Origin of the sequence: Streptomyces sp. NPDC079167 (assembly GCF_040686735.1) — a bacterium.
In the GTDB taxonomy this organism is placed as follows: domain Bacteria; phylum Actinomycetota; class Actinomycetes; order Streptomycetales; family Streptomycetaceae; genus Streptomyces.
Genome location: NZ_JBFBLO010000001.1, coordinates 115,719 through 142,369, shown reverse-complemented (window position 1 = coordinate 142,369; position 26,651 = coordinate 115,719). Strand labels below are relative to the sequence as shown.

Sequence of the window (26,651 nt, the reverse complement as noted above, 5' to 3'; positions counted from 1 at the left end):
TTGAGAAGATCACTCCATGGTGCACGGAGGTGAGCGGCTGACACGGATCGCGTTCGGGGTGCCGGCGGCGTCGGAGGCGGATCGCGTCGATGCGCTCCGGCTGCTGGAAGCCGACAGCGAGCTCCACGCGGAGTGGATCCTGGGGCTCGCCATGAACCGCGCGGCCCCGGACGAGGTGCTGCGGCGGGTGTTCACGGTCGACCCGCTGCCCGAGGCCCGGCACTGGCTGCCCCACTACCGGCTGCCGCCCCGGACGGCGGAAGCCGCCGTTGCGCACCCTGACCCACGGGTCCGCGCGATGCTGGCCCAGAACTGCTCCGTGCCGTCGGCTGTGCTCGCCGTGCTGGTCGAGGACCCGGAACCGCGGGTGCGGCGCATCGCGGCGAGCACGGCGTGCGAGTCCGGCGTCGAGCTGCCGGCCGAGCTGACCGTACGCCTCGCCACCGGCCCGGAGGCCCGGATGCGGTACTGGGCCGCAGGGCTGCGGGGTCTGCCCGAGCAGGCGCGGCTCGTGCTGGCCGAGGACCCCCACCCCCGCGTCCGCGCCGCCGCCATCAACTCCTGGAGCTGGCCCCGGCTGCGCCCGGAGGTCCGGGCCGCGGCCGAGGGCGACCCCGATCCGGAGGTGCGCGAGGCGGTCGCACGCGCCACGCACGTCGATGTGCCTCTGCCGACGACCGTGGAGGGCTTCCTCGCCGAGACGGACGGACGCCGCCGTTACGACGCCGCTTCCACCGCACCCGTCGAGACGGCCCTGGCCCGGCTCCTCGCAGCCCACGAGGACAGTTCGCTGCGTCTCGGGGCCGCCCGCAACCCGCACGTGCCCGCCACCATCGCCCTCGGGCTGGCCGCCGACCCCGAGCCCTCCGTCCGTCTCGCGGTGTCCCTCCGCCCGGATGTGACCGAGGCGCAGCGGACGGCGATCGACTACACCCTGCAGCAGGGCCGTGAACCGGTGCCGCCCTGGGTGAAGGAACGTTTCGACGACCCGGACGCGCTACGGGAGATCGCGGCCTCCAGCCACGTCCTGCTGCGCCGTGGCGTCACCCGCGCCCCGGAGCTGCCCGCCGATGTGGTGGAGCGGCTGGCCGCCGACGACGACTACTTCGTCAGGCTGATGCTCTGCGAGAACGACCATGCCCCGCACGAGCTGCTGATGGAGATGTTCGCGGACCGGCGCGGGCTCAGCTGGGGCATGCTGGCGTACCGCCGCAACTTCGCGCGCCCCGGCCTGGCCCGGTTCGCGGACGACCCGAACCACCGGCTGCGGTACGCGGCCCTCTTCGACCCGGAGGCGCAGCCGGAGCTCGTGGACCGGCTCTCGTACGACGAGGAGGACCTGGTGCGCCGCCACGCTGCGGCCGACCCGCGCCTTCCTCTCCCGAGGCTCGTCGAACTCCTCGGCGGGGACGGGCTGCCGCGCTCGGCGGCCGGCAACCCGGCCCTGCCTGCCGGGCTCATGCACCGACTGCTCGATGTCGCGGGCGTCGTTCCGTACTAGGCGGTCGTCCCGTCCTGGGCCCGGTGATGGCGGTCGTAGTGGCGGGCCGCGCGGGCGCGGTTGCCGCAGGAGGGTTTGCACCATGCCTGGCGGCCGTGGCCCTTCACGAAGTAGCGCACGCAGCGGGGAGCCGTGCAGGCCCGCAGTTGTTCGCGCCGTGGGCCGCCGAGGAACTCGATGGCCGCCCGCGCGAGCGCCGCGAGGAGCACGGCGTGCGGGTCGTCGTCCCGCGCGGCTGTCAGGTGAGCCTCAGGTGCGCCTTCGGACGGCCACTCCAGCCGGGGGACCACGGGCGCCAGTGCGGCGGTCGTGTTCAGGTGCGCCACCGCCCGGTCGGCCGGCATCAGCCGGTGGGCGTCCGGAGGGCTGGGCCGGGCGGGGCTGACCGCGCGGGCGAACAGCGCGCGCACCGCTCGCCGTACCTCGACGACGCGGAGCCTGAGGTCCTCGTCCACCGGCACTTCGTGAGCGAGGGCGCCCAGCAGTGTCTGCTGCCGGTGGAGCCAGCCCTTCAAGCCCTGGACGGTGGCCAGTTCGTCCGCCACGCCGCCCTCGCCGTCATGGCGGATCGTGCTCGCCAGCTCCAGTGCCGCCCAGCGCTCCATGAAGTCCCGCTCCTGCCCGTACCTGTTGATCGAGGTGGCACGCACACCCTATGGTCCCTAACGGATAACTGGAAATAACCATTAGGGGGAGACGTGGCCGTACTGCTCGCGCAGATCAGCGACCTGCACCTGGACGGCAGCGAGAGGGCGACGCGGCGCGCCGTACGCGTCATGGACCACCTGCGGGCCCTGCCCCGCCCGGTCGACGCCGTGCTGGTCACCGGGGACATCGCGGACCACGGCACGGAGGCGGAGTACGAGGAGGCCACGCGGATCCTGGCCGCGCCGTTCCCGGTCCTCCCGTGCCCAGGGAACCACGACGTGCGTGCCGCGTACCGGAAGGCCCTGCTGGGGGAGGCGCCCGACGCCGGACCCGTCAACCGGGTGCACCACGTCGGCGGCGTCGCGATCCTGATGTGCGACTCCACCATCCCCGGGCGTGACGAGGGGCGCCTCGACGAGCAGACGCTCGCCTGGATCGACACCACCCTCGCCGGAATCCCCGAGGACACACGGGCCCTGATCGCCTTTCACCAGCCGCCCGTAGAGCTCCATCACCCGCTGCCCGACTCCTGCATGCTCGAACGCCCGGACGACTTGGCGGCCGTGCTCGACGCGCATCCGCGGGTCGCCGCCGTCCTCACAGGGCACGCCCACACGGCCGCGGCCTCGGTCTTCGCCGGGCGACCGCTGATCGTGGGTCCGGCGGTCACCTGGACGCTGCGGATGCCGTGGGAGGGCGAGGGGGCCGCCGACCGCGACCAGCCCCCGGGGCTCGCCTTCCACGTCCTCGGTGACGACGGCCGGCTGACCACCCACTACCGCGTCGTGATCTGAGCCGGGCACCCGCCCCCGCGCGCCCCGGTCCCCGGGAGGAGCGGGCGGACGGTGAGTCACGCGGCGCCGTTCCGGTAATGTGGCCCCTCCCGAGACCGGGACCGACCCAGGAGGTGAGACCCATTACCGCTTCAGCAGGCTGGGCGCTCACCCCTCGCCGTCGTGTGGCCGACCGGGCCTGAGCGATCGCGGAGCGCCCATCGGTCATCCCGAAAGGCTCCGCCCCATGCAGGAATTCGCTCCGCCGCTCACCTTCTCCACCCTCGTCACCACGCTCCGCGCCGCAGGCTGTGTCTTCGCCGAGGACGAGGCGGAACTCCTCCTCTCCACGGCGGCCGGCCCCGCCGAACTCGCCACCATGCTGGAACGCCGCGTAGCAGGTCTGCCGCTCGAACACGTGCTCGGCTGGGCCGAGTTCTGCGGGCTGCGGATCGCCGTGGACCCCGGGGTCTTCGTGCCCCGGAGGCGTACGGAGTTCCTCGTGCGGCAGGCCGCGGCGCTCGCACCCGACCGGCCGGTCGTCGTCGACCTCTGCTGCGGCAGCGGTGCGCTCGGCAGGGCGCTCGTGTCGTCGCTGCAGGAGGCCGAACTGCACGCCGCCGACGTCGAACCCGCCGCCGTGAGGTGTGCCCGCCGCAACGTGGGCGGACACGGGACCGTCCACGAGGGCGACCTCTTCGAGCCCCTGCCCCGGTCGCTGCGCGGCCGCGTCGACGTCCTGCTCGCCAACGTGCCGTACGTACCGACCGACGACGTCGAGCTGCTGCCCGCCGAGGCGCGGATCCACGAGCCGCGCGTCGCGCTCGACGGAGGCGACGACGGGCTCGACGTGATGCGGCGCGTCGCCGCCGGCGCGACCGACTGGCTGGCCCCGGGCGGCAGTCTCCTGGTCGAGACCAGCGAGCGGCAGGCTGCGCACGCCCGGGAGACGGTGGGCAGCAGCGGACTCGACGCACGCGTCGTCGTCTCCGAGGAGCTGTACGCGACCGTCGTCATCGGGACCAGGCCCCGGTAGCAGGGCAGCGCGTCCGGCTCAGGCGAAGCGCCAGCGCGTCTGGCCGAAGGGATCGCCCTTCGTGAAGCCGAAGGCCGTGCGGGGGGCAACCGCGAAGACCTCCGCACGGCCGCCCGCGCCGTTGGAGAACATGCCGTCCGTGACGCCGAAGTGCCAGTCGGCGCCGTACTTCGCCTCCCACGCCTCGGCCAGCGGAATGAGCCGCTGCTCGTCCGTCACCCGGACGGCTCGGCCCTCGACCACCACGTCGAACCCCTCGTTCAGGGTGTTGGCGCCGGTGGTCAGGACGACCTCCGGGTTCCCCGCCAGGTTCCGTGCCTTGCGCTCCGAGGGCCCCGTGCAGAAATGCAGCGCGCCGTCCGACCAGAGGCCGATCAGCGGGGTGACGTGCGGGCGGCCGTCGGGCCGGACCGTGGAGAGCCAGTACACCTCCGCGCGCTCCAGCAGGGTGACCGCCTCCGCCCACGGACGGGCGGCGGCGCCCTCGCTGCTGTAGTGCGGGTCCAGGACGGTGTCGGGGGCGGTGTCCTTCTCCTGCATTCCGGGCCTCCAGGAGCCATATGGCGGTGCGCGCGGTCGTCTCGTCGATCGTGCCTCTGCACTGCTGACTCCGCCCGCGCCCCGGATTCATCGGCGCCGGGCTAGGCTCGAAGGGCGGATGTGCGGGATCGGCGGGCAGGAGACTCAGGATGACGACGGTGCCGGGACGCAGGAGCAGTACGTTCACCAGACTGCTGCGGCACGGTTTCACCGATCCGTCCGCCGCCGAACGGCTGCTGGACCTGCCCGAGCTCTCGTCCGTACGGGCCGACCCCGTGCTCTTCGAGGCGCTCGGCGCGACCGCCGACCCCGATCTGGCCCTCCACGGCCTCGTACGGCTCGTCGAGGCCGAGGAGACCGCCGAACGGCAGATCCTGCTGGACACCCTCGTCACGGCCAAACCGCTGCGGGACCGGCTGCTCGGCGCCCTCGGAGCCTCCGAGGCGCTCGGGGACCACCTGGCACGGCACCCGCGCGACTGGCAGGTGCTGGTCACCTACGAGGCCACCGACCTGCACCCCGGGGTCCCCGAATTCGAGCAGATGCTCGGCGACGCCGTCGACCCGGACTCGCTGCGGGTCGCCTACCGCAGGTCCCTCCTGTCCATCGCGGCCCGCGACGTGTGCGGGACGACCGACGTCGCGGAGGTCGCGGCGGAGCTCGCCGACCTGGCTACGGCCACCCTGCGTGCGGCGCTCGACATCGCCCGCGCCGCCGCGCCCTCCGACGCCGCGCAGTGCCGGCTCGCCGTCATCGCGATGGGCAAATGCGGCGGACACGAGCTGAACTACGTGTCCGACGTCGACGTCATCTTCGTCGCCGAGCCCGTCGACGGCGCGGAGGAGAGCGGCGCCATGCAGGCCGCCACCCGGCTCGCCGCCCATCTGATGCGGATCTGCTCCGACACCACCGTCGAAGGCACGATCTGGCCCGTCGACGCCAACCTCCGCCCCGAGGGCCGCAACGGGCCACTGGTGCGCACCCTGACCTCGCACCTCGCCTACTACCAGCGCTGGGCCAAGACCTGGGAGTTCCAGGCCCTGCTCAAGGCCCGGCCGGTCGCGGGGGACCCCGGGCTCGGCGCGGCCTACGTCGAGGCCATGTCACCGCTGGTGTGGCAGGCCGCCGACCGGGAGAACTTCGTCGGCGACGTACAGAAGATGCGCCGCCGCGTCGTCGACAACATCCCCGTCGACCGCGTCGACCGGGAGCTCAAGCTCGGCCCCGGCGGGCTCCGGGACGTCGAATTCGCCGTCCAGCTGCTCCAGCTCGTCCACGGCCGCAGCGACAGCACCCTGCACGCCGGCTCCACGCTGGCGGCCCTGCGGGCCCTCGCCGACGGCGGATACGTCGGGCGCGCCGACGCCGCGCAGCTGGACGAGGCCTACCGCTTCCTGCGCGCCATGGAACACCGCATCCAGCTCTACCGGCTGCGCCGCACCCACCTGGTCCCCGAGGACGACGCCGACCTGCGCAGGCTCGGCCGCTCCCTCGGGCTGCGTACGGACCCGGTCGCCGAGCTCAACCGGGCGTGGCGGCGGCACGCCTCCGTCGTGCGGCGCCTCCACGAGAAGCTCTTCTACCGGCCACTCCTGGACGCCGTCGCCCAGCTCGCACCCGGTGAGAGCAGGCTCAGCGCCAAGGCCGCCGTGGTCCGCCTGGAGGCCCTCGGATACGCCGATCCCGCCGCCGCGCTGCGGCACCTGGAGGCACTCTCGTCCGGCGTCTCCCGCAAGGCGGCGATCCAGCGCACGCTGCTGCCGGTGCTGCTCGGCTGGTTCGCGGACTCCGCCGACCCGGACGCCGGGCTCCTCGGCTTCCGCCAGGTGTCGGACGCCCTCGGCAAGACTCCGTGGTATCTGCGGCTGCTGCGCGACGAGGGCGCTGCGGCCGAGAACCTCGCCCGGGTCCTCTCCGCCGGCCGCCTCGCCCCCGACCTGCTGATGCGCGCCCCCGAGGCCGTCGCCATCCTCGGCGACCCCGAAGGGCTGAAGCCGCGCACCCGGGATCACCTGGAACAGGAGGTGCTGGCCGCGGTCGGCCGGGCGCCCGGGGCCGAAGCGGCCGTCGCGGTGGCGCGCGGGGTGCGGCGCCGGGAACTGTTCCGTACGACGGCGGCCGACATCATCGGCTCCTACGGCACCGAGGACAACCCGGCCGAACCCGACCCGGGCGCCCTCGTCGACCGGGTCGGCTCCGCGGTCACCGACCTCAACGCCGCCACCCTGTCCGGTGCGCTGCGCGCCGCCGTCCGCGACAAGTGGGGCGACACCCTGCCGACCCGGTTCGCCGTCATCGGCATGGGCCGCTTCGGCGGGCACGAGCTGGGCTACGGATCGGACGCGGACGTCCTCTTCGTGCACGCACCCCGGGAGGGCGTCAGCGACGAGGAGGCGGCCCGGGCCGCGAACGCCGTCGTGACGGAGATGCGCAGACTGCTGGAGCTGCCGACCGCCGACCCGCCGCTGCTCATCGACGTCGACCTGAGGCCGGAGGGGAAGACGGGACCCCTCGCGCGGACCCTGAAGTCGTACGCGGCCTACTACCGGCGCTGGGGGCTGGTCTGGGAGAGCCAGGCGCTGCTGCGCGCCGACCCGGTCGCCGGGGACGAGGAGCTGGGCCGCGCCTTCCTCGAGCTCGTCGACCCGCTGAGGTACCCGGTGGAGGGGCTGGGGGACGACGCTGTCCGGGAGATCCGGCGGCTCAAGGCGCGGATGGAGTCCGAACGCATGCCGCGCGGAGCCGATCCGACGCTGCACACCAAGCTGGGACGCGGCGGCCTGAGCGACGTGGAGTGGACGGTCCAGCTGATGCAGATGCAGCACGGCTGGTCGGAGCCCGGGCTGCGGACCACGCGTACGAGGGAGGCGCTGGCGGCGGCGTGCGCGGCGGAGCTGATTCCGGCGGAGGAGGCCCGGACGCTGGACGAGGCGTGGGTGCTGGCCTCGCGGGTGCGCAACGCGGTGATGCTGGTGCGGGGGCGGCCGGGCGACACGTTCCCCTCGAACCCGCGTGAGCTGACGGCGGTGGGCCGCTACCTCGGTTACGAGCCGGGGCACGTGGGGGACATGCTGGAGGACTACCGGCGGATCACCCGGCGGGCCCGGGCCGTCGTGGAGGAGCGCTTCTACGGCGCCGTGGGGTGACCCCGGAAAGCCGGCCCCGGCGGGCACCCCAATGCGGGCATCCCGCGACGGGCGGCCCCTGCCCTCAGTCGCCTGCCGGGCCCGACGCTCTCACGGGCTGCCCGGCGGGTGCCGTGCCGGCTCCGGGGCTCAGCTCCGGCGCCCGGGAAGGCGGCCTCCGCAGGGCGCGCAGCCGGCTGGCGGAAGGCCGCAGCACCCGCTTCGGCAGCCGGTGCGGCAGCGAGCCGTACCAGGCGTAGGAGAGGGTGACGCCGAACGCCAGGCAGGCCATGCCGCCCACCGCGTCCAGCCAGAAGTGGTTCGCCGTCGCCACGATCACGACCAGGGTGGCCACCGGGTACAGGGCGCCCAGGATGCGCGCCCAGGGGGCCTTCGCCAGGACGCATATGGTCAGACCGCACCACAGGGACCAGCCGATGTGCATGGACGGCATCGCCGCGTACTGGTTCGACATGTGCTTGAAGTTGCCCGAGGCCATCGAGCCCCACGTCTGGTGCAGCATCACCGTGTCTATGAAGCCGCCGCCGTTCATCAGCCGGGGCGGAGCCAGCGGGAAGAGGTAATAGCCGAGCAGGGCCACCGCCGTGGTGGCGAAGAGGATCAGACGGGTGGCGGCGTAACGGCCCGGATGGCGGCGGAAGAGCCAGACGAGCACACCGATGGTCACGACGAAGTGCAGGGTCGCGTAGTAGTAGTTCATCGACACGATCAGCCATGTCACCGAATTGACAGCCTGGTTGACCGTCTCCTCGAAGGCGAGGCCGACGGTGTGCTCCAGCGACCAGATCCAGTCGGCGTTCCGCAGGGCGGCGGCCTTCTGCTCCGGAACGGCGTTGCGCACCAGCGAGTAGAGCCAGTAACTGATCGCGATCAGCAGGATCTCGAACCAGAGACGCGGGCGCCGCGGCGAGCGCAGCGAGCGGAGGGAGAAGTTTGGGAGGCGCATACGTGAGGGGGTGATCGCTCTCGTCGAACCGGACGCTGTCATTCCGTCCGCGACGGGTGACGGGGTGGCCGCCGTGCGGTCTTCCTCTGTGGTCACGTGCGATTCACCCATAGGCGCAGAGTCTGCCAGATACGTCCCCCTCTGCCCGATGATCCTCCGGTCGGGTTCCGGTCGCACGTCCAGTACTTTACCGACGCGCGCGGGGCCCGGAGGAGGGGCCCGGGCCCGAGGCGGTCGATCCGCGGACGACCAGTTCGGGCATGAACACGAACTCGCTGTGCGGTGCGGGTGTGCCGCCGATCTCCTCCAGCAGGGTCCGGACCGCGGCCTGGCCCATCGCCGTCACCGGCTGCCGGATCGTGGTCAGCGGCGGATCGGTGAACGCTATGAGGGGTGAGTCGTCGTAGCCGACCACCGAGAGGTCACGCGGCACCTCCATCGACAGCCGGCGGGCCGCCCTGATCGCGCCGAGCGCCATCATGTCGCTCGCGCACACCACCGCGGTGCAGCCGCGCTCCATCAGCGCCGACGCGGCCGCCTGGCCGCCCTCCAGGGTGTACAGGGAGTGCTGGATCAACTCCTCCACGGCATCGGCCGTGAGGTCCAGCTGCTCCTGCATCGTGGCGTGGAATCCCTCTATCTTGCGGAGCACGGGCACGAAGCGCTTAGGCCCGACCGCCAGGCCGATGCGCTGATGGCCCAGCGCCACCAGGTGAGTCACCGCCAGGCGCATCGCCGCCCGGTCGTCGGGGGAGATGAACGGGGCCTGCACCTTGGGGGAGAAGCCGTTGACCAGCACGAAGGGCACACCCTGCGCGCGCAGTTGCTCGTACCGCTGCATGTCGGCCGAGGTGTCGGCGTGCAGCCCGGAGACGAAGATGATCCCCGAGACGCCCCGGTCGACCAGCATCTCGGTGAGCTCGTCCTCGGTCGAGCCGCCCGGCGTCTGCGTCGCCAGCACCGGCGTGTAGCCCTGCCTGGTGAGCGCCTGGCCGATGACCTGGGCCAGCGCGGGGAAGATCGGGTTCTCCAGCTCGGGCGTGATCAGCCCGACGAGACCGGCGCTGCGCCGACGCAGCCGGACGGGGCGTTCGTACCCGAGGACGTCGAGCGCCGCGAGGACGGATTCGCGGGTGGCCGCTGCGACCCCGGGCTTGCCGTTCAGAACGCGGCTGACCGTCGCTTCGCTGACCCCCGCCTGAGTTGCGATATCGGCAAGCCGTGCGGTCATGGCACTGGACTGTACCGGGCGCGTGTCGGATTGCCCACCATGCACGGGATTCGGGCCATCCGCCCCGGCGGTGACCGGCCGGAGCGCTCCTCGCGGCAACATCTTGCAAGGCCTTGCGGACACGGCCACTGCCCCGCCGGTCGGATCGTCGTACAGCCGCTGCGGCGGTCCTGGCCAGGCGTGGGCAGGGTGAAGGAGCTTCCGTCAAGAGGCTTGACGGCAACCTTGAGGACACGCCAATGTAACGATCAGCAGCGCTTGCAGAAATCTTCCGCAAAGTCTTTCGGTCGTCTTTCATCCTTGTTACGTTCACGTCGACCCGGCGCCGCGACGGAGCGGTACGGCAGTTGAAGGAGTTCAGATGCGACGTGGCATAACGGCCACCGCCCTGGTCGCGACCCTGGCGCTCGCGGCGACCGCTTGCGGAAGCGACGAGGAGTCCGGCGGCAGCAAGAGCTCGGGCGAGCTCTCCGGCACGGTGACGTGGTGGGACACCTCGAACGTCGGCAGCGAGGACAAGGTCTTCAAGAAGATCGCCGAGGGCTTCGAGAAGAAGCACCCGAAGGTCGACGTCAAGTACGTCAACGTCCCCTTCGGCGAGGCGCAGAACAAGTTCAAGAACGCGGCCCAGGCCGGTTCCGGCGCCCCCGACGTCATCCGCTCCGAGGTCGCCTGGACCCCCGAGTTCGCCGACCTCGGCTACCTCGCCCCGCTGGACGGCACGGCGGCGCTGAAGGACGAGGGCGACTTCCTCAAGCAGGCCGCCGCGTCGACGGAGTACAAGGGCAAGACGTACGCCGTTCCGCAGGTCATCGACTCCATGGGCATCTTCTACAACAAGAAGATGTTCAAGGACGCCGGCGTCGAGCCGCCCGCGAAGATCTCCGACCTGAAGAGCATCGCCAAGAAGATCAAGGACAAGACCGGCAAGACCGGTCTCTACCTGCGTGGCGACGACTCGTACTACTTCCTCTCCTTCCTCTACGGCGAGGGCGGCGACCTGGTCGACGCGGACTCGAAGACCGTCACCGTGGACAACGCCGAAGGCGTCAAGGCGTTCGGCGTCGTGAAGGACCTCGTCGACTCCGGGGCGGCCAAGACCGACGCCACGGACGGCTGGGAGAACATGATGTCGTCCTTCAAGAACGGCGACGTCGCGATGATGATCAACGGCCCCTGGGCCGTGGCCGACACGCTGACCGGCAAGGAGTTCACCGACAAGGCGAACCTCGGCATCTCCACGGTGCCGGCCGGCTCCGCCGCGCAGGGCGCCCCGCAGGGCGGCCACAACCTCGGCGTCTACGCGGGCTCCAAGAACCTCGATGCCTCCTACGCCTTCGTCGAGTACATGACCTCGGTCGAGTCCCAGGCGCAGACCGCCGGTGAGCTGAACCTGCTGCCGACCCGCACCTCCGCGTACGCCAAGAAGGAGGCCGTGGACAGCGAGATCGTCCAGTTCTTCAAGCCGGTCGTCGAGACCGCGGTCGAGCGTCCCTGGATCCCTGAGACCGGCAGCCTCTTCGCCCCGCTGAACGTCGAGTACACCAAGGTCCTCACCGGCCAGACCACGCCGGAGAAGGCCGCCAAGGCGACCGGCGACTCCTACCGCAAGCTCCTCGAGGGCTGGAAGTAACCCAGGAAGGCAGGCCGACTGATGGCTGTCCACACCAGCCAGTCGGTGGCGAAGGCCGCGGGCGACGACGTCGCCCGCGGCCGGAGCCGCGGTACTGGCAACCCCCCGCCGCCGAGCAGGCTCCGGCGCGCCCTCTCGGTCCACTGGTACGCCTGGACCATGGTCGCCCCGGTCGTGCTCGTGATCGGCGTGATCATCGGCTACCCGCTGGTCCGCGGTATCTGGCTGTCGCTGACCGACGCCGACGAGCGCAACGTCGCCCGGTCCATCGGCGTCAACGAGATGCCCGCCACCTACGAGTTCGTGGGCCTGGACAACTACGCCGACGCGCTGACCGGCAGCCAGTTCCTCGGGACGCTGGGCTGGACGCTGGTGTGGACGGTCTCCTGTGTGGCCATCACCTTCTGCCTGGGCATGGCGCTGGCCAACATCCTCAACCGCAGGATCGTCGGCCGCTCCGCCTACCGCATGGCGCTGATCCTGCCCTGGGCCATCCCCGGCTTCGTCTCCGTCTTCGCCTGGCGCTTCCTCTACAACGAGAACAACGGGCTGCTCAACAAGATCCTCGGCGGCGCCGGGATCGACGGCATACCCTGGCTGAACGACCCCACCTGGGCGAAGTTCTCCGTCATCGCCGTCAACGTCTGGCTCGGCGTGCCGTTCATGATGGTCGCCCTGCTCGGCGGACTGCAGTCCATCCCCCCGGAGCAGTACGAGGCAGCGGAGATGGATGGCGCCACCGCCTGGCAGCGCTTCCGCCACGTGACGCTCCCCGGACTGCGCCCGGTCTCCACCACGGTGGTCCTGCTCTCCACCATCTGGACCTTCAACATGTTCCCGGTGATCTTCCTGCTGACCCGCGGCGGTCCCGGCGAGGCCACCCAGATCCTGGTGACCCAGGCGTACAAATTCTCCTTCGAGATCAGCCCGCGCGACTTCGCGCAGTCCTCCACCTGGGGCGTCCTGATCCTCGTACTCCTGATGCTCTTCGCCATGGTGTACCGGCGAGTGCTCCGCACGCAGGGAGACAACTGGTGACCACCGCTACGGCAACCCCCGCCCGGCACACCGCCCGCAAGGTCCGCAAGCGCGGCGACCGTTCGCCGGCCGCCTCCCTGGCCCTGCACCTCACCCTGATCATCACGTCGGTGATCGCGGTGTTCCCGGTGCTGTGGGTCCTGCTGACCTCGCTGAAGCCCGCGAAGTTCGCGTCGACCACGGACTTCTTCAAAGAGACGACCTTCGAGAACTACACGAACCTGATCAAGGACACCGAGTTCCTGAGCTGGTTCGCCAACTCCGTGATCGTCGCGGGGCTCTCCACCGTCATCGGTGTCTTCGTCTCCGCCACCACCGGCTACGCCGTCAGCCGCTTCCGCTTCCCCGGCAAGCGCGGCCTGATGTGGACCCTGCTGGTCACCCAGATGTTCCCGGTGGCCGTCCTCATCGTGCCGATCTACAACATCATGTCGACGATGGGCCTGCTCAACCAGCCGGCGGGGCTCGTCATCACCTACCTCACCATCTCGGTGCCCTTCTGCGCCTGGATGATGAAGGGCTTCTTCGACACGATCCCGCGCGAGATCGACGAGTCGGGCCAGGTCGACGGACTCACCCCGTTCGGCACGTTCTGGCGGCTCATCCTGCCGCTCGCCAAGCCCGGCCTCGCCGTCACCGCCTTCTACTCCTTCATCACCGCCTGGGGCGAAGTGGCGTACGCCTCCGCGTTCATGGTCGGTGACGAGAACCTCACGCTCGCCGGCGGACTGCAGAAGTTCGTCAACCAGTACGGAGCCCAGTGGGGCCCGATGACCGCGGCGTCCGTGCTCATCGCGATCCCGGCCGCGCTGGTCTTCCTCTTCGCGCAGAAGCACCTGGTCACCGGCATGTCCGCCGGAGCCGTCAAGGGCTGACGCACCCAGTCCCCGCACGACCGTACGCAACGTCACGGCGGCGCCGGCTCCCCGACCCGGTCCCGGCGCCGCCCCCCACCCCAGACACCTCAGGGACGACATGACCCAGCACCTCGCTGCCCCCTCCACCGGCACGTCCGACGACGCCCCGGGCCACCGCACCGGCTGGTGGCAGGACGCGGTGATCTACCAGGTGTACCCGCGCAGCTTCGCCGACGGCAACGGCGACGGCATGGGGGACCTCGCGGGTGTCACCGCGCGGCTCCCGTACCTCCGGGACCTCGGTGTGGACGCCGTCTGGCTCAGCCCCTTCTACGCCTCGCCGCAGGCCGACGCGGGCTACGACGTCGCCGACTACCGGGCCATCGACCCGATGTTCGGCACGCTCCTCGACGCCGACGCGCTGATCCGCGAGGCCCATGACCTGGGTCTGCGCATCATCGTCGACCTGGTCCCCAACCACTCCTCCGACCAGCACGAGTGGTTCAAGCGTGCCCTCGCCGAGGGCCCCGGCTCCGCCCTGCGCGACCGCTACCACTTCCGCCCGGGCAAGGGCACCGACGGCGAACTCCCGCCCAACGACTGGGAGTCCATCTTCGGCGGTCCCGCCTGGACCCGGACCACCGACCCGGACGGCACCCCCGGCGACTGGTATCTCCACCTCTTCGCGCCGGAGCAGCCCGACTTCAACTGGGAACACCCGGCCGTCGCCGACGAGTTCCGCTCCATCCTGCGCTTCTGGCTCGACATGGGCGCCGACGGCTTCCGCGTCGACGTCGCCCACGGCCTCGTCAAGGCGGAGGGGCTCCCGGACCTCGGATCGCACGACCAGCTGAAGCTGCTGGGCAACGATGTCATGCCGTTCTTCGACCAGGACGGTGTGCACGAGATCTACCGCAGCTGGCGCACGATCCTCGACGAGTACCCCGGTGACCGCATCCTCGTCGCCGAGGCGTGGACCCCCACCGTCGAGCGCACCGCCAACTACGTGCGCCCCGACGAGATGCACCAGGCATTCAACTTCCAGTACCTGTCGACCGCCTGGGACGCCGCCGAGCTGCGCAAGGTCATCGACTCCTCGCTCGACGCCATGCGTCCGGTGGGCGCCCCCACCACCTGGGTGCTCTCCAACCACGACGTCACCCGGCACACCACCCGCTTCGGCAACCCGCCGGGCCTGGGCACCCAGATCCGCACCCCCGGCGACCCTGAGCTCGGCCTCCGCAGGGCGCGCGCCGCGACCCTGCTGATGCTGGCCCTGCCCGGCTCCGCCTACGTCTACCAGGGCGAGGAGCTCGGCCTCCCCGACGTCACCGACCTGCCCGACGAGATCCGTCAGGACCCGTCCTTCTTCCGTGCCGAGGGCCAGGACGGCTTCCGCGACGGATGCCGCGTGCCGATCCCGTGGACCCGCGAGGGCAGCTCGTACGGCTTCGGCGACGGCGGCAGCTGGCTGCCGCAGCCCGACAGCTGGGGTGCGTACTCCGTCGAGGCCCAGACCGGCACGGAGGGCTCCACGCTGGAGCTGTACCGCGCCGCGATCGCCGCCCGTCGCGAGCACCCGGGCCTCGGCGCCGGCACGGACGTCGAGTGGCTGGACGCCCCCGAGGGCGTGCTCGCCCTCGGCCGCCCCGGCTTCGTCTGCACCGTCAACACCACGGGCGCACCGGTCCGCATCACCGCTCCCGGCACCCTGCTGCTCGCCAGCGGCCCGGTCGCCGTCGACGGCGCGACGTTCGAGCTGCCCGCCGACACCACGGTGTGGTGGACGGTGTGACCGTCCCCGCACCCAGGACCGGACCGGCGCTGCGGCTCTCCGACATCGCCGGTCAGGCCGCGGTCAGCGAGGCCACCGTCAGCCGGGTGCTGAACGGCAAGCAGGGCGTCGCGGACACCACGCGTCAGCGGGTGCTCGCGGCGCTCGACATCCTCGGCTACGAACGGCCCGTACGGCTGCGGCAGCGCAGCGCCGGACTGATCGGGCTGGTGACACCCGAGCTCACCAACCCGATCTTCCCGGCGTTCGCACAGTCCGTGGAGCAGGTGCTCGCGGGGCACGGCTACACCCCCGTGCTCTGCACCCAGCTGCCCGGCGGCGCCACCGAGGACGAGCTCGTCGAACAGCTCGTCGAGCGTGGCGTCGGCGGCATCGTCTTCCTGTCCGGGCTGCACGCCGACACCTCGGCCGACCCGGCGCGCTACGCGGCGCTCACCGACCGGGGCGTTCCGTTCGTCCTGATCAACGGCTACAACGAGCGCATCAGCGCCCCGTTCGTCTCGCCCGACGACCAGGCCGCCGTACGCATGGCCGTCGGCCATCTCGCCGAGCTCGGCCACCGGCGGGTCGGCCTGGCGATCGGGCCGCAGCGCTATGTGCCCTCCCGCCGCAAGCGCGACGGCTTCGTCGACGCGGCCGTCTCCCTGCTGGGCCTGGACCGCGAGGAGGCCGAACTCCTCGTCTGCTCCACCCTGTTCGGCGTCGAGGGCGGCCAGGTCGCCGCAGGCGCCCTGCTCGACGCCGGCTGCACCGGCATCGTCTGCGGCAGCGACCTGATGGCGCTCGGCGTGGTCAGGGCGGCCCGGGGGAGGGGGCTGGACGTCCCGCGCGACGTCTCCGTCGTCGGCTTCGACGACTCCCAGCTCATCGCCTTCACCGACCCGCCACTGACCACGGTGCGCCAGCCGGTGCAGGCCATGGCGTCGGCGGCGGTCGGCGCGCTGCTGGAGGAGATCGCCGGAAGCCCCGTACAGCGCACGGAGTACGTCTTCCAGCCGGAGCTGGTGGTACGGGGCTCCACCGCGGCGGCACGCGCCGCCTGAACGGGCGGGGATGCGGGGCCGGGCCCGGAGGGGGGACCCGGCCCCGCATCCTTCCCGCCGTCACCGGGAGGTCAGACGGTCAGTGCCGCGAGTTCCGCGTCGGCGCGCTCCGTGACCAGGGCGAGGACGCGGCCGGCGGCGGCCAGGTCCTCGGCGGGTATCCCGCCCCAGATGCGGGCGCTGACAGGAGCGGTCTCCGCGCCGACGGTGGCGAGCAGCTCGCGCCCCGCGTCCGTGGGGCGCAGGTGGGCACCGTCCGCGTCGAGCAGGTGGTTGGCGAGCAGTTCGTCGAGGGTGGCGCGGATGTCGGCCGGATCGGCCTTGAGGAAACCCCGTACCAGGGCGACGAGCTCGTCCGCCGTCCGCGGGGCATCGGTGGTGAGGGCGGCGCGCAGGACGATCTGCTGCTGGAACGTGCTGCCGTGCCGGGCCAGGACGTGCTCCAGGACGCCGCGGGCGGCGTAGTGGGCCAGGCCGAGGGTACGGGCGTCGGCGACGGGTCCGGTGGTGGGCGGAGTGGTCATGGTGTTGCCCCCTGAGTGCTCTCGTCGTTCGGTACGGATGGAGCGATGGGTACATCGAGCAGGGCTGTCAGTTCGTCGGTGAACGCGCGCGTCCGCGGGGCGTCGAGGCCGCCGAGCGGCTCCAGCACCTGCTGGAGCAGTTCCTGGACCACCGCGACGGCCCGCTGCGTGACGGCCTGGCCCTGCTCGGTGAGGGCGAGCTGCACGGCGCGCGGGTCGCGGGGATCGCGGGTGCGCTCGACCAGGCCGGCGGACTCCAGGGCGCGCGCCAGCTTGGAGACGTACAGCGCCTCCAGGCCGGTGTGGTCGGCGAGCCGGCGCTGGCTGGGCCGCTCGCCGGCGCGTTGCAGGCCGTGCAGTGACGCGGCCAGTACGTACTGCGCGTGGGTGAGGCCCAGCGGCGCCACCGCGCGATCGACCGCCACACGCCACTTGTTGGCGAGCCGCCACACCAGATAACCGGGTGTGGGGCCCGGTGAACCCTTGCTCATGCCGAATAGAGTACATAGCTACTATGTCCATGGCTACTATTTTTGGGGCGCACCGGGCAATCGCTGCAAGGCCTCAGGACAGCTCCTTCAGCGACGGCACGACGACCCCGTACAGGTCGGCGACGGTGGCCAGCGCGCTGTAGTGCACCTGGTGGGCGTCCAGTTCGGTTCCGGCGACCGGCAGCGCCCGGGTGGCGCAGGCGTCGGCCACGACGGTGGGGCGGTTGCCGCGAAGGAAGGCGCCCTGGGCGGTGGAGGCCACGCACATGTGCGTCATGAACCCGGCGATGACCAGATCGGTGTTGCCCGCGGTGTCGACGTGCCCGCCCAGGTCCGTACCGACGAAGGCGTCCGGCGCCCGCTTCACGACGACGGGCTCGCCGTCGACCGGAGCGACGGCGGGGTGGATCTGTCCGATCCCGGCCCGGATGTCGTACGGGGTGCCCTCGCCGCCGTCGTTGACGACGTGGATGACCTTCATGCCCTCCCGCCGGGCCCGTGCCAGCAGTTCGGCCGCGGCGTCGAGCGCGGCCCGCCAGCCGTCCAGCTCCATCACGCCGGTCGTGTAGGTGTTCTGGTAGTCGATGAGGACAAGGGTCGAGCCGGCGAGCTTCGCGGGGGTGTCGTCGAGACCGTTGAGCCGGCGCAGCGTCGTTCTGGGCATGGGAAACCACCTGGGGTCGGTGTCGGAGAACAGCTCACCGGTGCGGTGACCTGTGCCTACGACGCTATGGCCACCACCGCGTGTCGGCAATGTCGTCTAACCTGCAGAAACCGACATCGAGTCCGCCGGCCCGGGGAGCCCCATGAGCACCGTCAGACGCCTGATCGTCATCGTTCTCTTCGCCGGCGTCGACCTGCTCGATGTCACGGGACCCCCGGAGGTGTTCTCCCTCGCGCGCCGCGAGTCGGACGAAGCGGCGGGCTACGACGTGGTCCTCGCCGCCGAGACCACGGACCCGGTCACCACCGGCGCCGGGGTACGCGTCCTCCCGGACGTCACCTTCGACGATCTGTCCACGAAGCGCATCGACACCCTGATCGTGCCCGGCGCGGTCGAGATCGACAGCCGCCGCCGCGTGCACCCGCTCACCGACCCCCAGGTGGTGGCGCGGGTCGGGCAACTTGCCGACCGCACCCGCAGGGTCGCCTCCGTCTGCGTCGGAGCACACCTCCTGGCGGCTGCCGGCCTCCTCGACGGCAAACGCGCCACCACCCACTGGTCGACCGCTCAGCAGCTCGCCGCCGACCATCCGGCCGTCGAGGTCGACGCCGATCCGATCTTCATCCGTGAGGGCGACGTGTGGACCGGCGCGGGAATCAGCGCCTGCCTCGATCTGTCGCTCGCCCTCGTCGCCGACGACCTCGGCGAGGCCATCGCGTTGCGCGTCGCACGGCAACTCGTGATGTACCTGAAACGGCCGAGCGGGCAGAGCCAGTTCAGCGTCCCCCTGGAACAGCTGTCCCCGACGCGGCGCATCGAAGACCTCCGCCACCACATCCTGCGCAACATCGGCGAACCGCTCACCGTCGCGGACCTCGCCGCACACGCCCACATCAGTGACCGGCAGCTCACCCGGATCTTCAAGACCGAGCTCGGCACGACTCCGCACGCCTACATCGAATCGGCCCGCGTCGAGGCGGCGCGGAGCCGGCTCGAATCCACCGACGCCACCCTCGAACGCGTCGCGTCCGCGTGCGGCTTCGGCACCGTGGACACCCTCGTCAGGGCGTTCCGCCGCCGGCTCGACACGACACCGACCGAATACCGGCGCCGCTTCCGGACCAGCCCGGCCTGAGCGGCGCCGCCTCGGCCTCGCGTCGAGGCTACGTCGGGAGGTTGCGGACAGAAAATGGTCCGATACGGGGCATGTGGGCGTCCGTATCTTCCCATCGACGGTCTCCATCGACCGGTGTCCGGCGCGGGAGAGGTCCGGGCGTCGGCCCTGGGTGGGCCGGCGGGGAAGCGACGTCCGGACCTCTCCACGTGGTGACCGGCCCGGCCGGCCGGGCGCGTGGGGTCCGGGGTGTGCCGGACCCCCGGCCGGCCGGACCGGAGTCGGGATGAATTTAACAGGCCCGCAATAACTTGCGTAAGGGTTTGCAGGTCTCTCTTTCCCAGGTTTCGCGGATGTGAGCGGGACGTAATCGCATCGTGTCCAGGGGGTTGACCGAGGCAGGTCAGGCTCGTACGGTCTGCGGCACACGAAGTTTTGCATCCTTGCTGCAAGAACCTTCATGAGCCTTGACGGCACGGCGCGTTGCCACGTGAGGCTGCTCCGCCATCCCCGCACTTTCCCCCACCGCAGGAGGAACGTCATGGCACGCAGACCCTTGTCTGCCGCGCTCGCCCTCGCCACGGGCGCCGCGGTCCTCGCTGTCCCCGCCGGGTTCGGCGCCGGGACCGCCCAAGCCGCGCCGCCCGGCGAGAAGGACGTCACCGCGGTGATGTTCGAGTGGAAATTCGACTCCGTTGCCAAGGCATGCACCGACAGTCTCGGTCCGGCCGGCTACGGGTTCGTCCAGGTCTCGCCGCCCCAGGAGCACATCCAGGGTGGACAGTGGTGGACCTCGTACCAGCCCGTGAGCTACAAGATCGCCGGACGGCTCGGTGACCGCAACTCCTTCGCGAACATGGTCGACACCTGTCATGGCGCGGGCGTCAAGGTCATCGCCGACGCGGTCATCAACCACATGTCGTCCGGTTCCGGCACCGGTACGGGTGGGTCCTCGTACAGCAAGTACGACTACCCGGGCACCTACTCCGGCAGCGACATGGACGACTGCCGGACGGAGATCGGCAACAACTACGGCAACCGCGGCAACGTCCAGAACTGCGAACTGGTGGGTCTCGCCGACCTGGACACGGGTGAGGACTACGTACGCGGCCGGATAGCCGGGTACCTCAACGATCTGCTGTCGCTCGGCGTCGACGGTTTCCGGATCGACGCGGCCAAGCACATGCCGGCCGGTGACCTCGCCAACATCAAGTCCCGGCTCAGCAACCCCGACGTGCACTGGAAGCACGAGGCCATCTACGGGGCCGGCGAGGCCGTCTCGCCCACGGAGTACCTCGGCAGCGGCGACGTCCAGGAGTTCCGCTACGGCCGCGGTCTCAAGCAGGTCTTCAACAACGAGAACCTCGCCCACCTGAAGAACTTCGGTGAGGGCTGGGGCTTCATGGAGTCGGGCAAGTCGGCCGTCTTCGTCGACAACCACGACACGGAGCGCGGCGGCGACACCCTGAGCTACAAGGACGGCGCCAACTACACCCTGGCGAGCGTCTTCATGCTGGCCTACCCCTACGGCTCCCCGGACGTCCACTCCGGCTACGAGTTCAGCAGCCATGACGCCGGCCCGCCCAACGGCGGCCAGGTGAACGCCTGCTACAGCGACGGCTGGAAGTGCCAGCACGCCTGGCGCGAGATCTCCTCCATGGTCGGCTTCCGCAACGCCGCCCGCGGCCAGGCAGTCTCGAACTGGTGGGACAACGGCGGCGACCAGATCGCCTTCGGCCGGGGCTCCAAGGCGTACGTCGCCATCAACCACGAGGGCTCCTCGCTCAGCCGTACGTTCCAGACGTCACTGCCCGCAGGCGACTACTGCGACGTCCAGTCCGGCAAGGGCGTCACCGTCAACGGTTCGGGGCAGTTCACCGCCACCCTGGGCGCGAACAGCGCCGTCGCGCTGCACGTCGACGCCCGCACCTGCTCCGGAGGGGGAACCACCCCCGACCCGGACCCGGGGAACGGTCAGTCCGGTGCCTCCTTCGGCGTCAATGCCACCACCCAGCTCGGCCAGAACATCTACGTCACCGGCGACCAGGCCGCCCTCGGCAACTGGAACCCCGGCAGCGCGCTGAAGCTCGACCCGGCGACGTACCCCGTCTGGAAGCTCGACGTCAGCCTGCCCGCCGGGACCTCGTTCGCGTACAAGTACATCCGCAAGGACGCGAGCGGCAACGTCACCTGGGAGAGCGGCGCCAACCGCACCGCCACCGTGCCCGCCTCCGGCAAGGTCGCCCTGACCGCCGACGTCTGGCGCGGCTGAACCACCTTCGGCGGGCCGGGGACGCGAGGGTGAGCGTCCCCGGCCCGCCCCGCACCACACCGCCCGATCCCGAAAGAGGAGTACCCGCCCGTGTCCCGAACCACCCTCCGGCGGGGAGCCGTCGCCGCCCTGTGCGCGGCGCTGCTGCCCGTCGTGCCGGCGGCCTCCGCGTCCGCCGCGCCCAGACCGCCCTCCCCGCCTTCGGACGCGAAGCTCGCGAGGGAACCGGCCAGGCACGACCTGACCCGCGAGCAGTTCTACTTCGTGCTGCCCGACCGGTTCGCGAACGGCGACACTGCCAACGACCGGGGCGGACTGACCGGGACACGGCTGGAGACCGGTTACGACCCGGCCGACAAGGGCTTCTACCAGGGCGGCGACCTCAAGGGGCTCACCCAGCGGCTCGACTACATCAAGGGCCTCGGCACCACCGCGATCTGGCTCGCCCCGATCTTCAAGAACCGTCCCGTCCAGGGCACCGGCGACAACGCCTCGGCCGGCTACCACGGTTACTGGATCACCGACTTCACCCAGGTCGACCCGCACTTCGGGACCAACGCCGACCTCACGAAGCTGATCGACAAGGCCCACGGCAAGGGCATGAAGGTCTTCTTCGACGTCATCACCAACCACACCGCCGACACCGTCGACTACGCCGAGAAGGCGTACGGCTACAAGCCCAAGGGCGCCTTCCCCTACCTCGACGAGGACGGCCGTCCCTTCGACGACACGAAGGGTGTCGAGGACGTGGACGCGGGCTCGTTCCCGTACACGCCGGCGCAGACCGGCAAGAAGGTCCCGGCCTGGCTCAACGACACCACGATGTACCACAACAGGGGTGACTCGACCTACGCCGGCGAGTCCACCGAGTACGGCGACTTCTCCGGCCTCGACGACCTGTGGACCGAACGCCCCGAGGTCGTCTCCGGCATGGAGAAGATCTACGAGAAGTGGGTCCGCGACTTCGACATCGACGGCTTCCGCATCGACACCGTCAAACACGTCGACCTGGACTTCTGGACCCAGTGGGCGACGGCGCTCGACGGATACGCGGCGAAGCGCGGCCGGGACGACTTCTTCATGTTCGGCGAGGTGTACTCCGCCGACACCGCGATCACCTCGCCCTACGTGACGCGGGGCAGGCTCGACGCCACGCTCGACTTCCCCTTCCAGGAAGCCGCCCGGCAGTACGCCTCCCAGGGCGCCCCGGCCTCGAAGCTCGCCTCGGTCTACGGTGACGACTACCGCTACACCACCGACAAGGCCAACGCCTACGAGCAGGTCACCTTCCTCGGCAACCACGACATGGGCCGCATCGGCACCTTCCTGAAGCAGGACAACCCGAAGGCCGGCGACGCCGAGCTCCTGGACCGCGCCCGCCTCGCCAACGAGCTGATGTTCCTCGGCCGCGGCAACCCGGTCGTCTACTACGGCGACGAGCAGGGCTACACCGGAGCGGGCGGCGACAAGGACGCCCGGCAGACGATGTTCGCGTCGAGGACCGCCGACTACCTCGACGACGACCAGCTGGGCACCGACCGTACGCACGCCTCCGACGCGTACGACACGACCCACCCGCTCTACCGGTCCATAGCGGCCCTGTCGAAGCTCACCCGGGAGCACCCGGCGCTGCGCGACGGCGTGCAGACCGAGCGCTACGCGAAGGACTCCGTCCACGCCTTCTCGCGTACGGACACCGAGCGCCCGTACGAATACGTCGTGGCCACCAACAACTCCGCCGAGGCGAGGACGGTCGAGCTGCCCACGGAGTCGGCGGGTATGAACTTCCGTACGCTGTACGGCGGCTCGGGTGCCGTACGCAGCGGCTCCGACAAGACCGTCAAGGTCACCGTGCCCGCGCTGTCCAGCGTCGTGCTCCGCGCCGACAAGGCACTCGGCGTCCCTGCCGCCAAGCCGTCGGTCACCCTGGAGGCCCCGGCCGCCGGAGCCACCGGCACCGTCGAGATCAGCGCCGACGTGGACGGCGGGGGCCTCGACCGCGTCGTCTTCGCCGCGCAGACCGGCAACGGGAAATGGGTCACCCTCGGCTCCGCAGACCACGCCCCGTACAAGGTCACCCAGCACCTGGACGAGTCGGTGAAGGTCGGGACCCCGCTGCGCTACAAGGCCGTGGTGATCGACCGCGCCGGACGCACCGCGAGCGCCCTCGCCTCCACGACCGCGGGCCAGGCCCCACCCGCCCCGAAGCCCGTCGCCGTCGAACGTGACCATGCCGTCGTCCACTACAAGCGCGCCGACGGTGACTACGAGGGCTGGCAGCTGAAGTCCGGAAGTAGGACAGCCGACTTCATCGGGCGGGACGCCTACGGCGCATTCGCCTGGATCGACCTGGAGGAGGGCGCCTCCTCGGTCCCGTACACGGTCGAGAAGAACGGCACCGCCGACGGTCCCGAGCGCACCGTCGACCTGGCGAGGACCGGCCAGGTCTGGATCGAACAGGGCAAGGACGAGCAGGCCACCGAGGCACCCGAGGCCCCGGCGCAGGACACCTCCAAGGCCGTCCTGCACTACCACCGCGCCGACGGCGACTACGACGGCTGGGGCCTGCACACCTGGACCGGTGCCGCCGCTCCCACGGACTGGGCGAAGCCGCTGCAGCCCGTGAAGACCGACGCCTACGGAGTCACCTTCGAGGTGCCGCTCACCGACGGAGCCACCTCGCTCAGCTACATCCTCCACAAGGGCGACGAGAAGGACCTCCCTAGCGACCAGTCACTCGACATCGCGTCACACGGGCACGAGGTCTGGATGCTCGGCGGGAAGTCCGGCTACCTGCTGCCGCAGGCCGGCGGCGTGCCCGCCCCGGACCTGACCGAAGCCGAGGCCCAGTGGATCGACGCGAACACCGTCGTCTGGAAGGTGAAGGCCACCGACGCCACCAGCCAGCAGCTCGTGTACGCGAAGAAGGGCGGCATCTCCGTCGTCGACGGCGCACTCTCCGACGAGGGCCAGTGGCTCAGGCTCGGCGCCACCGCGCTCACCGACGCCCAGAAGGCGAAGTACCCGCATCTCAAGGACTATCCGGCGTTCACCGTCGACACCCGTGACCGGGACAGGGTCCGCGAATCCCTGCGCGGCCAGCTGATCGCCACCCAGCGCGCCGCCAACGGCGCCCTGCTCGCCGCCACCGGCGTACAGACCGCGGGCGTGCTGGACGCGCTGTACGGGAAGAAGGCCGCCGGAGCGGACCTCGGACCGGTCTTCCACCACGGCCGGCCCACGCTCTCCGTCTGGGCGCCCACCGCCCGCACCGTCTCGCTCGAACTCGACGGGAAGACCGTCCCGATGCGGCGCGACGACCGCACCGGCGTCTGGTCGGTCACCGGGAAGAAGAGCTGGGCGGGCAAGCCCTACCGCTACGCCGTCCAGGTCTGGGCGCCCACCGTGCAGAAGATGGTCACCAACAAGGTGACCGACCCCTACTCCACCGCCCTGACCACCGACTCCGCCCGCAGCCTCGTAGTCGACCTCGACGACCCGAAGCTCGCCCCGCGCGGCTGGTCCGGCCTGAAGAAGCCCGCCGCCGTCCCGATGCGCGACGCCCAGATCCAGGAGCTGCACATCCGCGACTTCTCGGTCACGGACGCCACCTCGAAGCACCCCGGCGAATACCTCGCCTTCACCGACACCCGCTCCGACGGCATGAAGCACCTCAAGGAGCTCGCGGACTCCGGCACCAGCTACGTCCACCTGCTGCCCGCCTTCGACATCGGGACGATCCCCGAGAAGAAGTCGGCGCAGCAGAAGCCGGGCTGCGACCTGTCCGTCTACGCCCCCGACTCCGAGGAACAGCAGGCCTGCGTCACCGAGGCCGCCGCGAAGGACGCCTTCAACTGGGGATACGACCCGCTGCACTACACGGTCCCCGAGGGTTCCTACGCCTCCGATCCCGACGGCACCAGGCGCACGGTCGAGTTCCGGCAGATGGTCCAGGGGCTCAACGGCGCCGGGCTGCGGACCGTCATGGACGTCGTCTACAACCACACCGTCGCCTCGGGCCAGGACGACAAGTCGGTCCTCGACAGGATCGTGCCCGGTTACTACCAGCGGCTCCTGGAGGACGGCACCGTCGCCACCTCCACCTGCTGCGCCAACACCGCGCCCGAGAACACCATGATGGGCAAGCTCGTCGTGGACTCGATCGTCACCTGGGCCAAGGAGTACAAGGTCGACGGCTTCCGCTTCGACCTGATGGGACACCACCCCAAGGAGAACGTCCTCGCGGTCCGCGAGGCACTCGACGAGCTGACCGTCGCCGAGGACGGCGTCGACGGGAAGAAGATCATCCTGTACGGCGAGGGCTGGAACTTCGGCGAGATCGCCGACGACGCCCGCTTCGTGCAGGCCACCCAGAAGAACATGGCCGGCACCGGCATCGCCACCTTCTCCGACCGGGCCCGCGACGCCGTGCGCGGCGGCGGCCCCTTCGACGAGGACCCCGGCGTCCAGGGCTTCGCCTCCGGCCTCTACACCGACCCCAACACCTCCTCCGCCAACGGCACCGAGGCCGAACAGAAGGCCCGGCTGCTCCACTACCAGGACCTGATCAAGGTGGGCCTCACCGGCAGCCTCGCCGACTACACCTTCACCGACACCCAGGGCCGCACGGTCAAGGGCTCGGCCGTCGACTACAACGGTGCCCCCGCCGGATACGCGGCGGCACCCGGTGACGCGCTCGCCTACGCCGACGCCCACGACAACGAAACCCTCTACGACGCCCTCGCCTTCAAGCTCCCGGCGGACACCCCGGCCGCCGACCGGGCCCGCATGCAGGTCGTGGCGATGGCGACCGCCGTGCTCTCCCAGGGACCGGCGCTCTCCCAGGCCGGCACCGACCTGCTGCGCTCCAAGTCGCTCGACCGCAACTCCTACGACAGCGGCGACTGGTTCAACGCGCTGCACTGGGACTGCCGCAAGGGCAACGGCTTCGGGCGGGGCCTGCCGCCCGCCGCCGACAACAAGGACAAGTGGTCCTACGGCAAGCCGCTGCTGACCGCCGCCGCGCTCACCCCCGGGTGCACGCAGATCACCGGCGCCTCAGCCGCGTACCAGGACCTGCTCACCATCCGCACCACGGAGAAGGACTTCGGCCTCGCCACCACAGAGCAGGTCCAGGACACCCTGTCCTTCCCGCTGTCCGGCAAGGCGGAGACCCCCGGCGTGATCACCATGCGCCTGGGCGACCTGGTCGTCGTCATGAACGCCACCCCCGGCACGCAGAGCCAGGACGTCGCCGAACTGGCGGGGAAGGCGTACGCCCTGCACCCCGTCCAGGCGGCGGGCGCCGACGCCGTCGTCAAGAAGTCCTCGTACGAGAGGGGGACGGGCGGCTTCACCGTCCCGGGACGGACGGTCGCCGTGTTCACCCGGCGCTGACG

Annotated in this window: 19 protein-coding genes; 12 read left to right on the top strand and 7 right to left on the bottom strand. The window is 70.9% G+C overall.

Annotation, left to right across the window (positions count from 1 at the left end; translation table 11 throughout):
• The first annotated feature begins 16 nt into the window (after nt 1-16).
• Nucleotides 17-1,501: a hypothetical protein gene (locus AB0P41_RS00640; protein WP_365929206.1), complete on the top strand. Its 1,485-nt coding sequence runs from the start codon at nt 17-19 to the stop codon at nt 1,499-1,501.
• On the opposite strand, the gene AB0P41_RS00635 is transcribed toward AB0P41_RS00640, so the two are convergent.
• On the bottom strand, nt 1,498-2,106 hold the full coding sequence (locus AB0P41_RS00635; RefSeq protein ID WP_356707691.1) for a CGNR zinc finger domain-containing protein: 609 nt from the start codon (nt 2,104-2,106) through the stop codon (nt 1,498-1,500). The two genes, AB0P41_RS00640 and AB0P41_RS00635, sit on opposite strands and share 4 nt — an antisense overlap.
• A gap of 93 nt (nt 2,107-2,199) precedes the next feature.
• Between AB0P41_RS00635 and AB0P41_RS00630 the strand changes: the two genes are divergently transcribed.
• Complete coding sequence (locus AB0P41_RS00630) at nt 2,200-2,943, top strand: phosphodiesterase (RefSeq protein ID WP_356707399.1); 744 nt, start codon at nt 2,200-2,202, stop codon at nt 2,941-2,943.
• 226 nt (nt 2,944-3,169) lie between these two features.
• Nucleotides 3,170-3,958 carry a putative protein N(5)-glutamine methyltransferase gene (locus AB0P41_RS00625; protein ID WP_365929204.1) on the top strand — a complete coding sequence of 263 codons (789 nt, stop codon included), beginning with the start codon at nt 3,170-3,172 and terminating at the stop codon, nt 3,956-3,958.
• 18 nt (nt 3,959-3,976) lie between these two features.
• On the opposite strand, the gene AB0P41_RS00620 is transcribed toward AB0P41_RS00625, so the two are convergent.
• On the bottom strand, nt 3,977-4,498 hold the full coding sequence (locus AB0P41_RS00620; protein WP_365929203.1) for a pyridoxamine 5'-phosphate oxidase family protein: 522 nt from the start codon (nt 4,496-4,498) through the stop codon (nt 3,977-3,979).
• Nucleotides 4,499-4,647: 149 nt separating this feature from the next.
• Between AB0P41_RS00620 and AB0P41_RS00615 the strand changes: the two genes are divergently transcribed.
• Nucleotides 4,648-7,644 (top strand): bifunctional [glutamine synthetase] adenylyltransferase/[glutamine synthetase]-adenylyl-L-tyrosine phosphorylase, encoded by a 2,997-nt coding sequence (locus AB0P41_RS00615; protein WP_365929201.1) that lies wholly within the window; start codon nt 4,648-4,650, stop codon nt 7,642-7,644.
• 64 nt (nt 7,645-7,708) lie between these two features.
• Here AB0P41_RS00615 and AB0P41_RS00610 read toward each other — a convergent pair whose 3' ends face one another.
• Both AB0P41_RS00610 and AB0P41_RS00605 read right to left on the bottom strand, forming a co-directional pair.
• Nucleotides 7,709-8,701, bottom strand: a complete 993-nt coding sequence (locus AB0P41_RS00610; protein WP_356707395.1) for a phosphatase PAP2 family protein — start codon at nt 8,699-8,701, stop codon at nt 7,709-7,711.
• A 76-nt stretch (nt 8,702-8,777) separates the two neighbouring features.
• Nucleotides 8,778-9,821: a LacI family DNA-binding transcriptional regulator gene (locus tag AB0P41_RS00605; protein WP_356707394.1), complete on the bottom strand. Its 1,044-nt coding sequence runs from the start codon at nt 9,819-9,821 to the stop codon at nt 8,778-8,780.
• A gap of 361 nt (nt 9,822-10,182) precedes the next feature.
• Here AB0P41_RS00605 and AB0P41_RS00600 point away from each other — a divergent pair, with 361 nt between their 5' ends.
• The 5 genes from AB0P41_RS00600 to AB0P41_RS00580 all read left to right on the top strand — a co-directional run bounded on the left by AB0P41_RS00600 (nt 10,183) and on the right by AB0P41_RS00580 (nt 16,187).
• A complete protein-coding gene (locus tag AB0P41_RS00600; RefSeq protein WP_356707393.1) occupies nt 10,183-11,454 on the top strand; it encodes an extracellular solute-binding protein in 1,272 nt (423 codons plus the stop codon).
• A 21-nt stretch (nt 11,455-11,475) separates the two neighbouring features.
• Complete coding sequence (locus tag AB0P41_RS00595; protein ID WP_365929198.1) at nt 11,476-12,492, top strand: sugar ABC transporter permease; 1,017 nt, start codon at nt 11,476-11,478, stop codon at nt 12,490-12,492.
• Nucleotides 12,489-13,367: a carbohydrate ABC transporter permease gene (locus AB0P41_RS00590; protein ID WP_356707391.1), complete on the top strand. Its 879-nt coding sequence runs from the start codon at nt 12,489-12,491 to the stop codon at nt 13,365-13,367. Before AB0P41_RS00595 ends, AB0P41_RS00590 begins: the two co-directional genes overlap by 4 nt.
• Nucleotides 13,368-13,467: 100 nt before the next feature.
• Complete coding sequence (locus AB0P41_RS00585; RefSeq protein ID WP_356707390.1) at nt 13,468-15,144, top strand: glycoside hydrolase family 13 protein; 1,677 nt, start codon at nt 13,468-13,470, stop codon at nt 15,142-15,144.
• The gene (locus AB0P41_RS00580) at nt 15,129-16,187 is read left to right on the top strand and encodes a LacI family DNA-binding transcriptional regulator (RefSeq protein ID WP_356707389.1); all 1,059 of its coding nucleotides are present in this window, start codon (nt 15,129-15,131) and stop codon (nt 16,185-16,187) included. The genes AB0P41_RS00585 and AB0P41_RS00580 overlap by 16 nt, the downstream gene beginning before the upstream one ends.
• A gap of 71 nt (nt 16,188-16,258) precedes the next feature.
• Here AB0P41_RS00580 and AB0P41_RS00575 read toward each other — a convergent pair whose 3' ends face one another.
• The 3 genes from AB0P41_RS00575 to AB0P41_RS00565 form a co-directional block, all read right to left on the bottom strand.
• Nucleotides 16,259-16,711 (bottom strand): MarR family transcriptional regulator, encoded by a 453-nt coding sequence (locus AB0P41_RS00575; RefSeq protein WP_365929195.1) that lies wholly within the window; start codon nt 16,709-16,711, stop codon nt 16,259-16,261.
• Entirely contained in the window at nt 16,708-17,202 is a 495-nt protein-coding gene (locus tag AB0P41_RS00570; RefSeq protein ID WP_356707387.1) for a MarR family transcriptional regulator, read from the bottom strand. The genes AB0P41_RS00575 and AB0P41_RS00570 overlap by 4 nt, the downstream gene beginning before the upstream one ends.
• Before the next feature lie 73 nt (nt 17,203-17,275).
• Complete coding sequence (locus tag AB0P41_RS00565; RefSeq protein WP_365929194.1) at nt 17,276-17,866, bottom strand: cysteine hydrolase family protein; 591 nt, start codon at nt 17,864-17,866, stop codon at nt 17,276-17,278.
• Nucleotides 17,867-18,008: 142 nt separating this feature from the next.
• On the opposite strand from AB0P41_RS00565, the gene AB0P41_RS00560 reads away from it, so the two are divergent.
• From AB0P41_RS00560 to pulA, 3 genes are all read left to right on the top strand, one after another.
• Entirely contained in the window at nt 18,009-19,001 is a 993-nt protein-coding gene (locus tag AB0P41_RS00560) for a DJ-1/PfpI family protein (RefSeq protein ID WP_356707385.1), read from the top strand.
• A 520-nt stretch (nt 19,002-19,521) separates the two neighbouring features.
• Nucleotides 19,522-21,252: a carbohydrate-binding module family 20 domain-containing protein gene (locus tag AB0P41_RS00555; RefSeq protein WP_365929192.1), complete on the top strand. Its 1,731-nt coding sequence runs from the start codon at nt 19,522-19,524 to the stop codon at nt 21,250-21,252.
• 90 nt (nt 21,253-21,342) lie between these two features.
• Nucleotides 21,343-26,649, top strand: a complete 5,307-nt coding sequence (gene pulA, locus AB0P41_RS00550) for a pullulanase-type alpha-1,6-glucosidase (RefSeq protein WP_365929190.1) — start codon at nt 21,343-21,345, stop codon at nt 26,647-26,649.
• Nucleotides 26,650-26,651 lie beyond the last annotated feature (2 nt).

Bases quoted from the DNA above. Each gene is read 5' to 3' on its own strand.
- AB0P41_RS00640 (WP_365929206.1), top strand. From the start codon at position 17: ATGGTGCACGGAGGTGAGCGGCTGACACGGATCGCGTTCGGGGTGCCG.
- AB0P41_RS00635 (WP_356707691.1), bottom strand. From the start codon at position 2,106: ATGGAGCGCTGGGCGGCACTGGAGCTGGCGAGCACGATCCGCCATGAC.
- AB0P41_RS00625 (WP_365929204.1), top strand. From the start codon at position 3,170: ATGCAGGAATTCGCTCCGCCGCTCACCTTCTCCACCCTCGTCACCACG.
- AB0P41_RS00620 (WP_365929203.1), bottom strand. From the start codon at position 4,498: ATGCAGGAGAAGGACACCGCCCCCGACACCGTCCTGGACCCGCACTAC.
- AB0P41_RS00615 (WP_365929201.1), top strand. From the start codon at position 4,648: ATGACGACGGTGCCGGGACGCAGGAGCAGTACGTTCACCAGACTGCTG.
- AB0P41_RS00610 (WP_356707395.1), bottom strand. From the start codon at position 8,701: ATGGGTGAATCGCACGTGACCACAGAGGAAGACCGCACGGCGGCCACC.
- AB0P41_RS00605 (WP_356707394.1), bottom strand. From the start codon at position 9,821: ATGACCGCACGGCTTGCCGATATCGCAACTCAGGCGGGGGTCAGCGAA.
- AB0P41_RS00600 (WP_356707393.1), top strand. From the start codon at position 10,183: ATGCGACGTGGCATAACGGCCACCGCCCTGGTCGCGACCCTGGCGCTC.
- AB0P41_RS00595 (WP_365929198.1), top strand. From the start codon at position 11,476: ATGGCTGTCCACACCAGCCAGTCGGTGGCGAAGGCCGCGGGCGACGAC.
- AB0P41_RS00585 (WP_356707390.1), top strand. From the start codon at position 13,468: ATGACCCAGCACCTCGCTGCCCCCTCCACCGGCACGTCCGACGACGCC.
- AB0P41_RS00575 (WP_365929195.1), bottom strand. From the start codon at position 16,711: ATGACCACTCCGCCCACCACCGGACCCGTCGCCGACGCCCGTACCCTC.
- AB0P41_RS00570 (WP_356707387.1), bottom strand. From the start codon at position 17,202: ATGAGCAAGGGTTCACCGGGCCCCACACCCGGTTATCTGGTGTGGCGG.
- AB0P41_RS00565 (WP_365929194.1), bottom strand. From the start codon at position 17,866: ATGCCCAGAACGACGCTGCGCCGGCTCAACGGTCTCGACGACACCCCC.
- AB0P41_RS00560 (WP_356707385.1), top strand. From the start codon at position 18,009: ATGAGCACCGTCAGACGCCTGATCGTCATCGTTCTCTTCGCCGGCGTC.
- AB0P41_RS00555 (WP_365929192.1), top strand. From the start codon at position 19,522: ATGGCACGCAGACCCTTGTCTGCCGCGCTCGCCCTCGCCACGGGCGCC.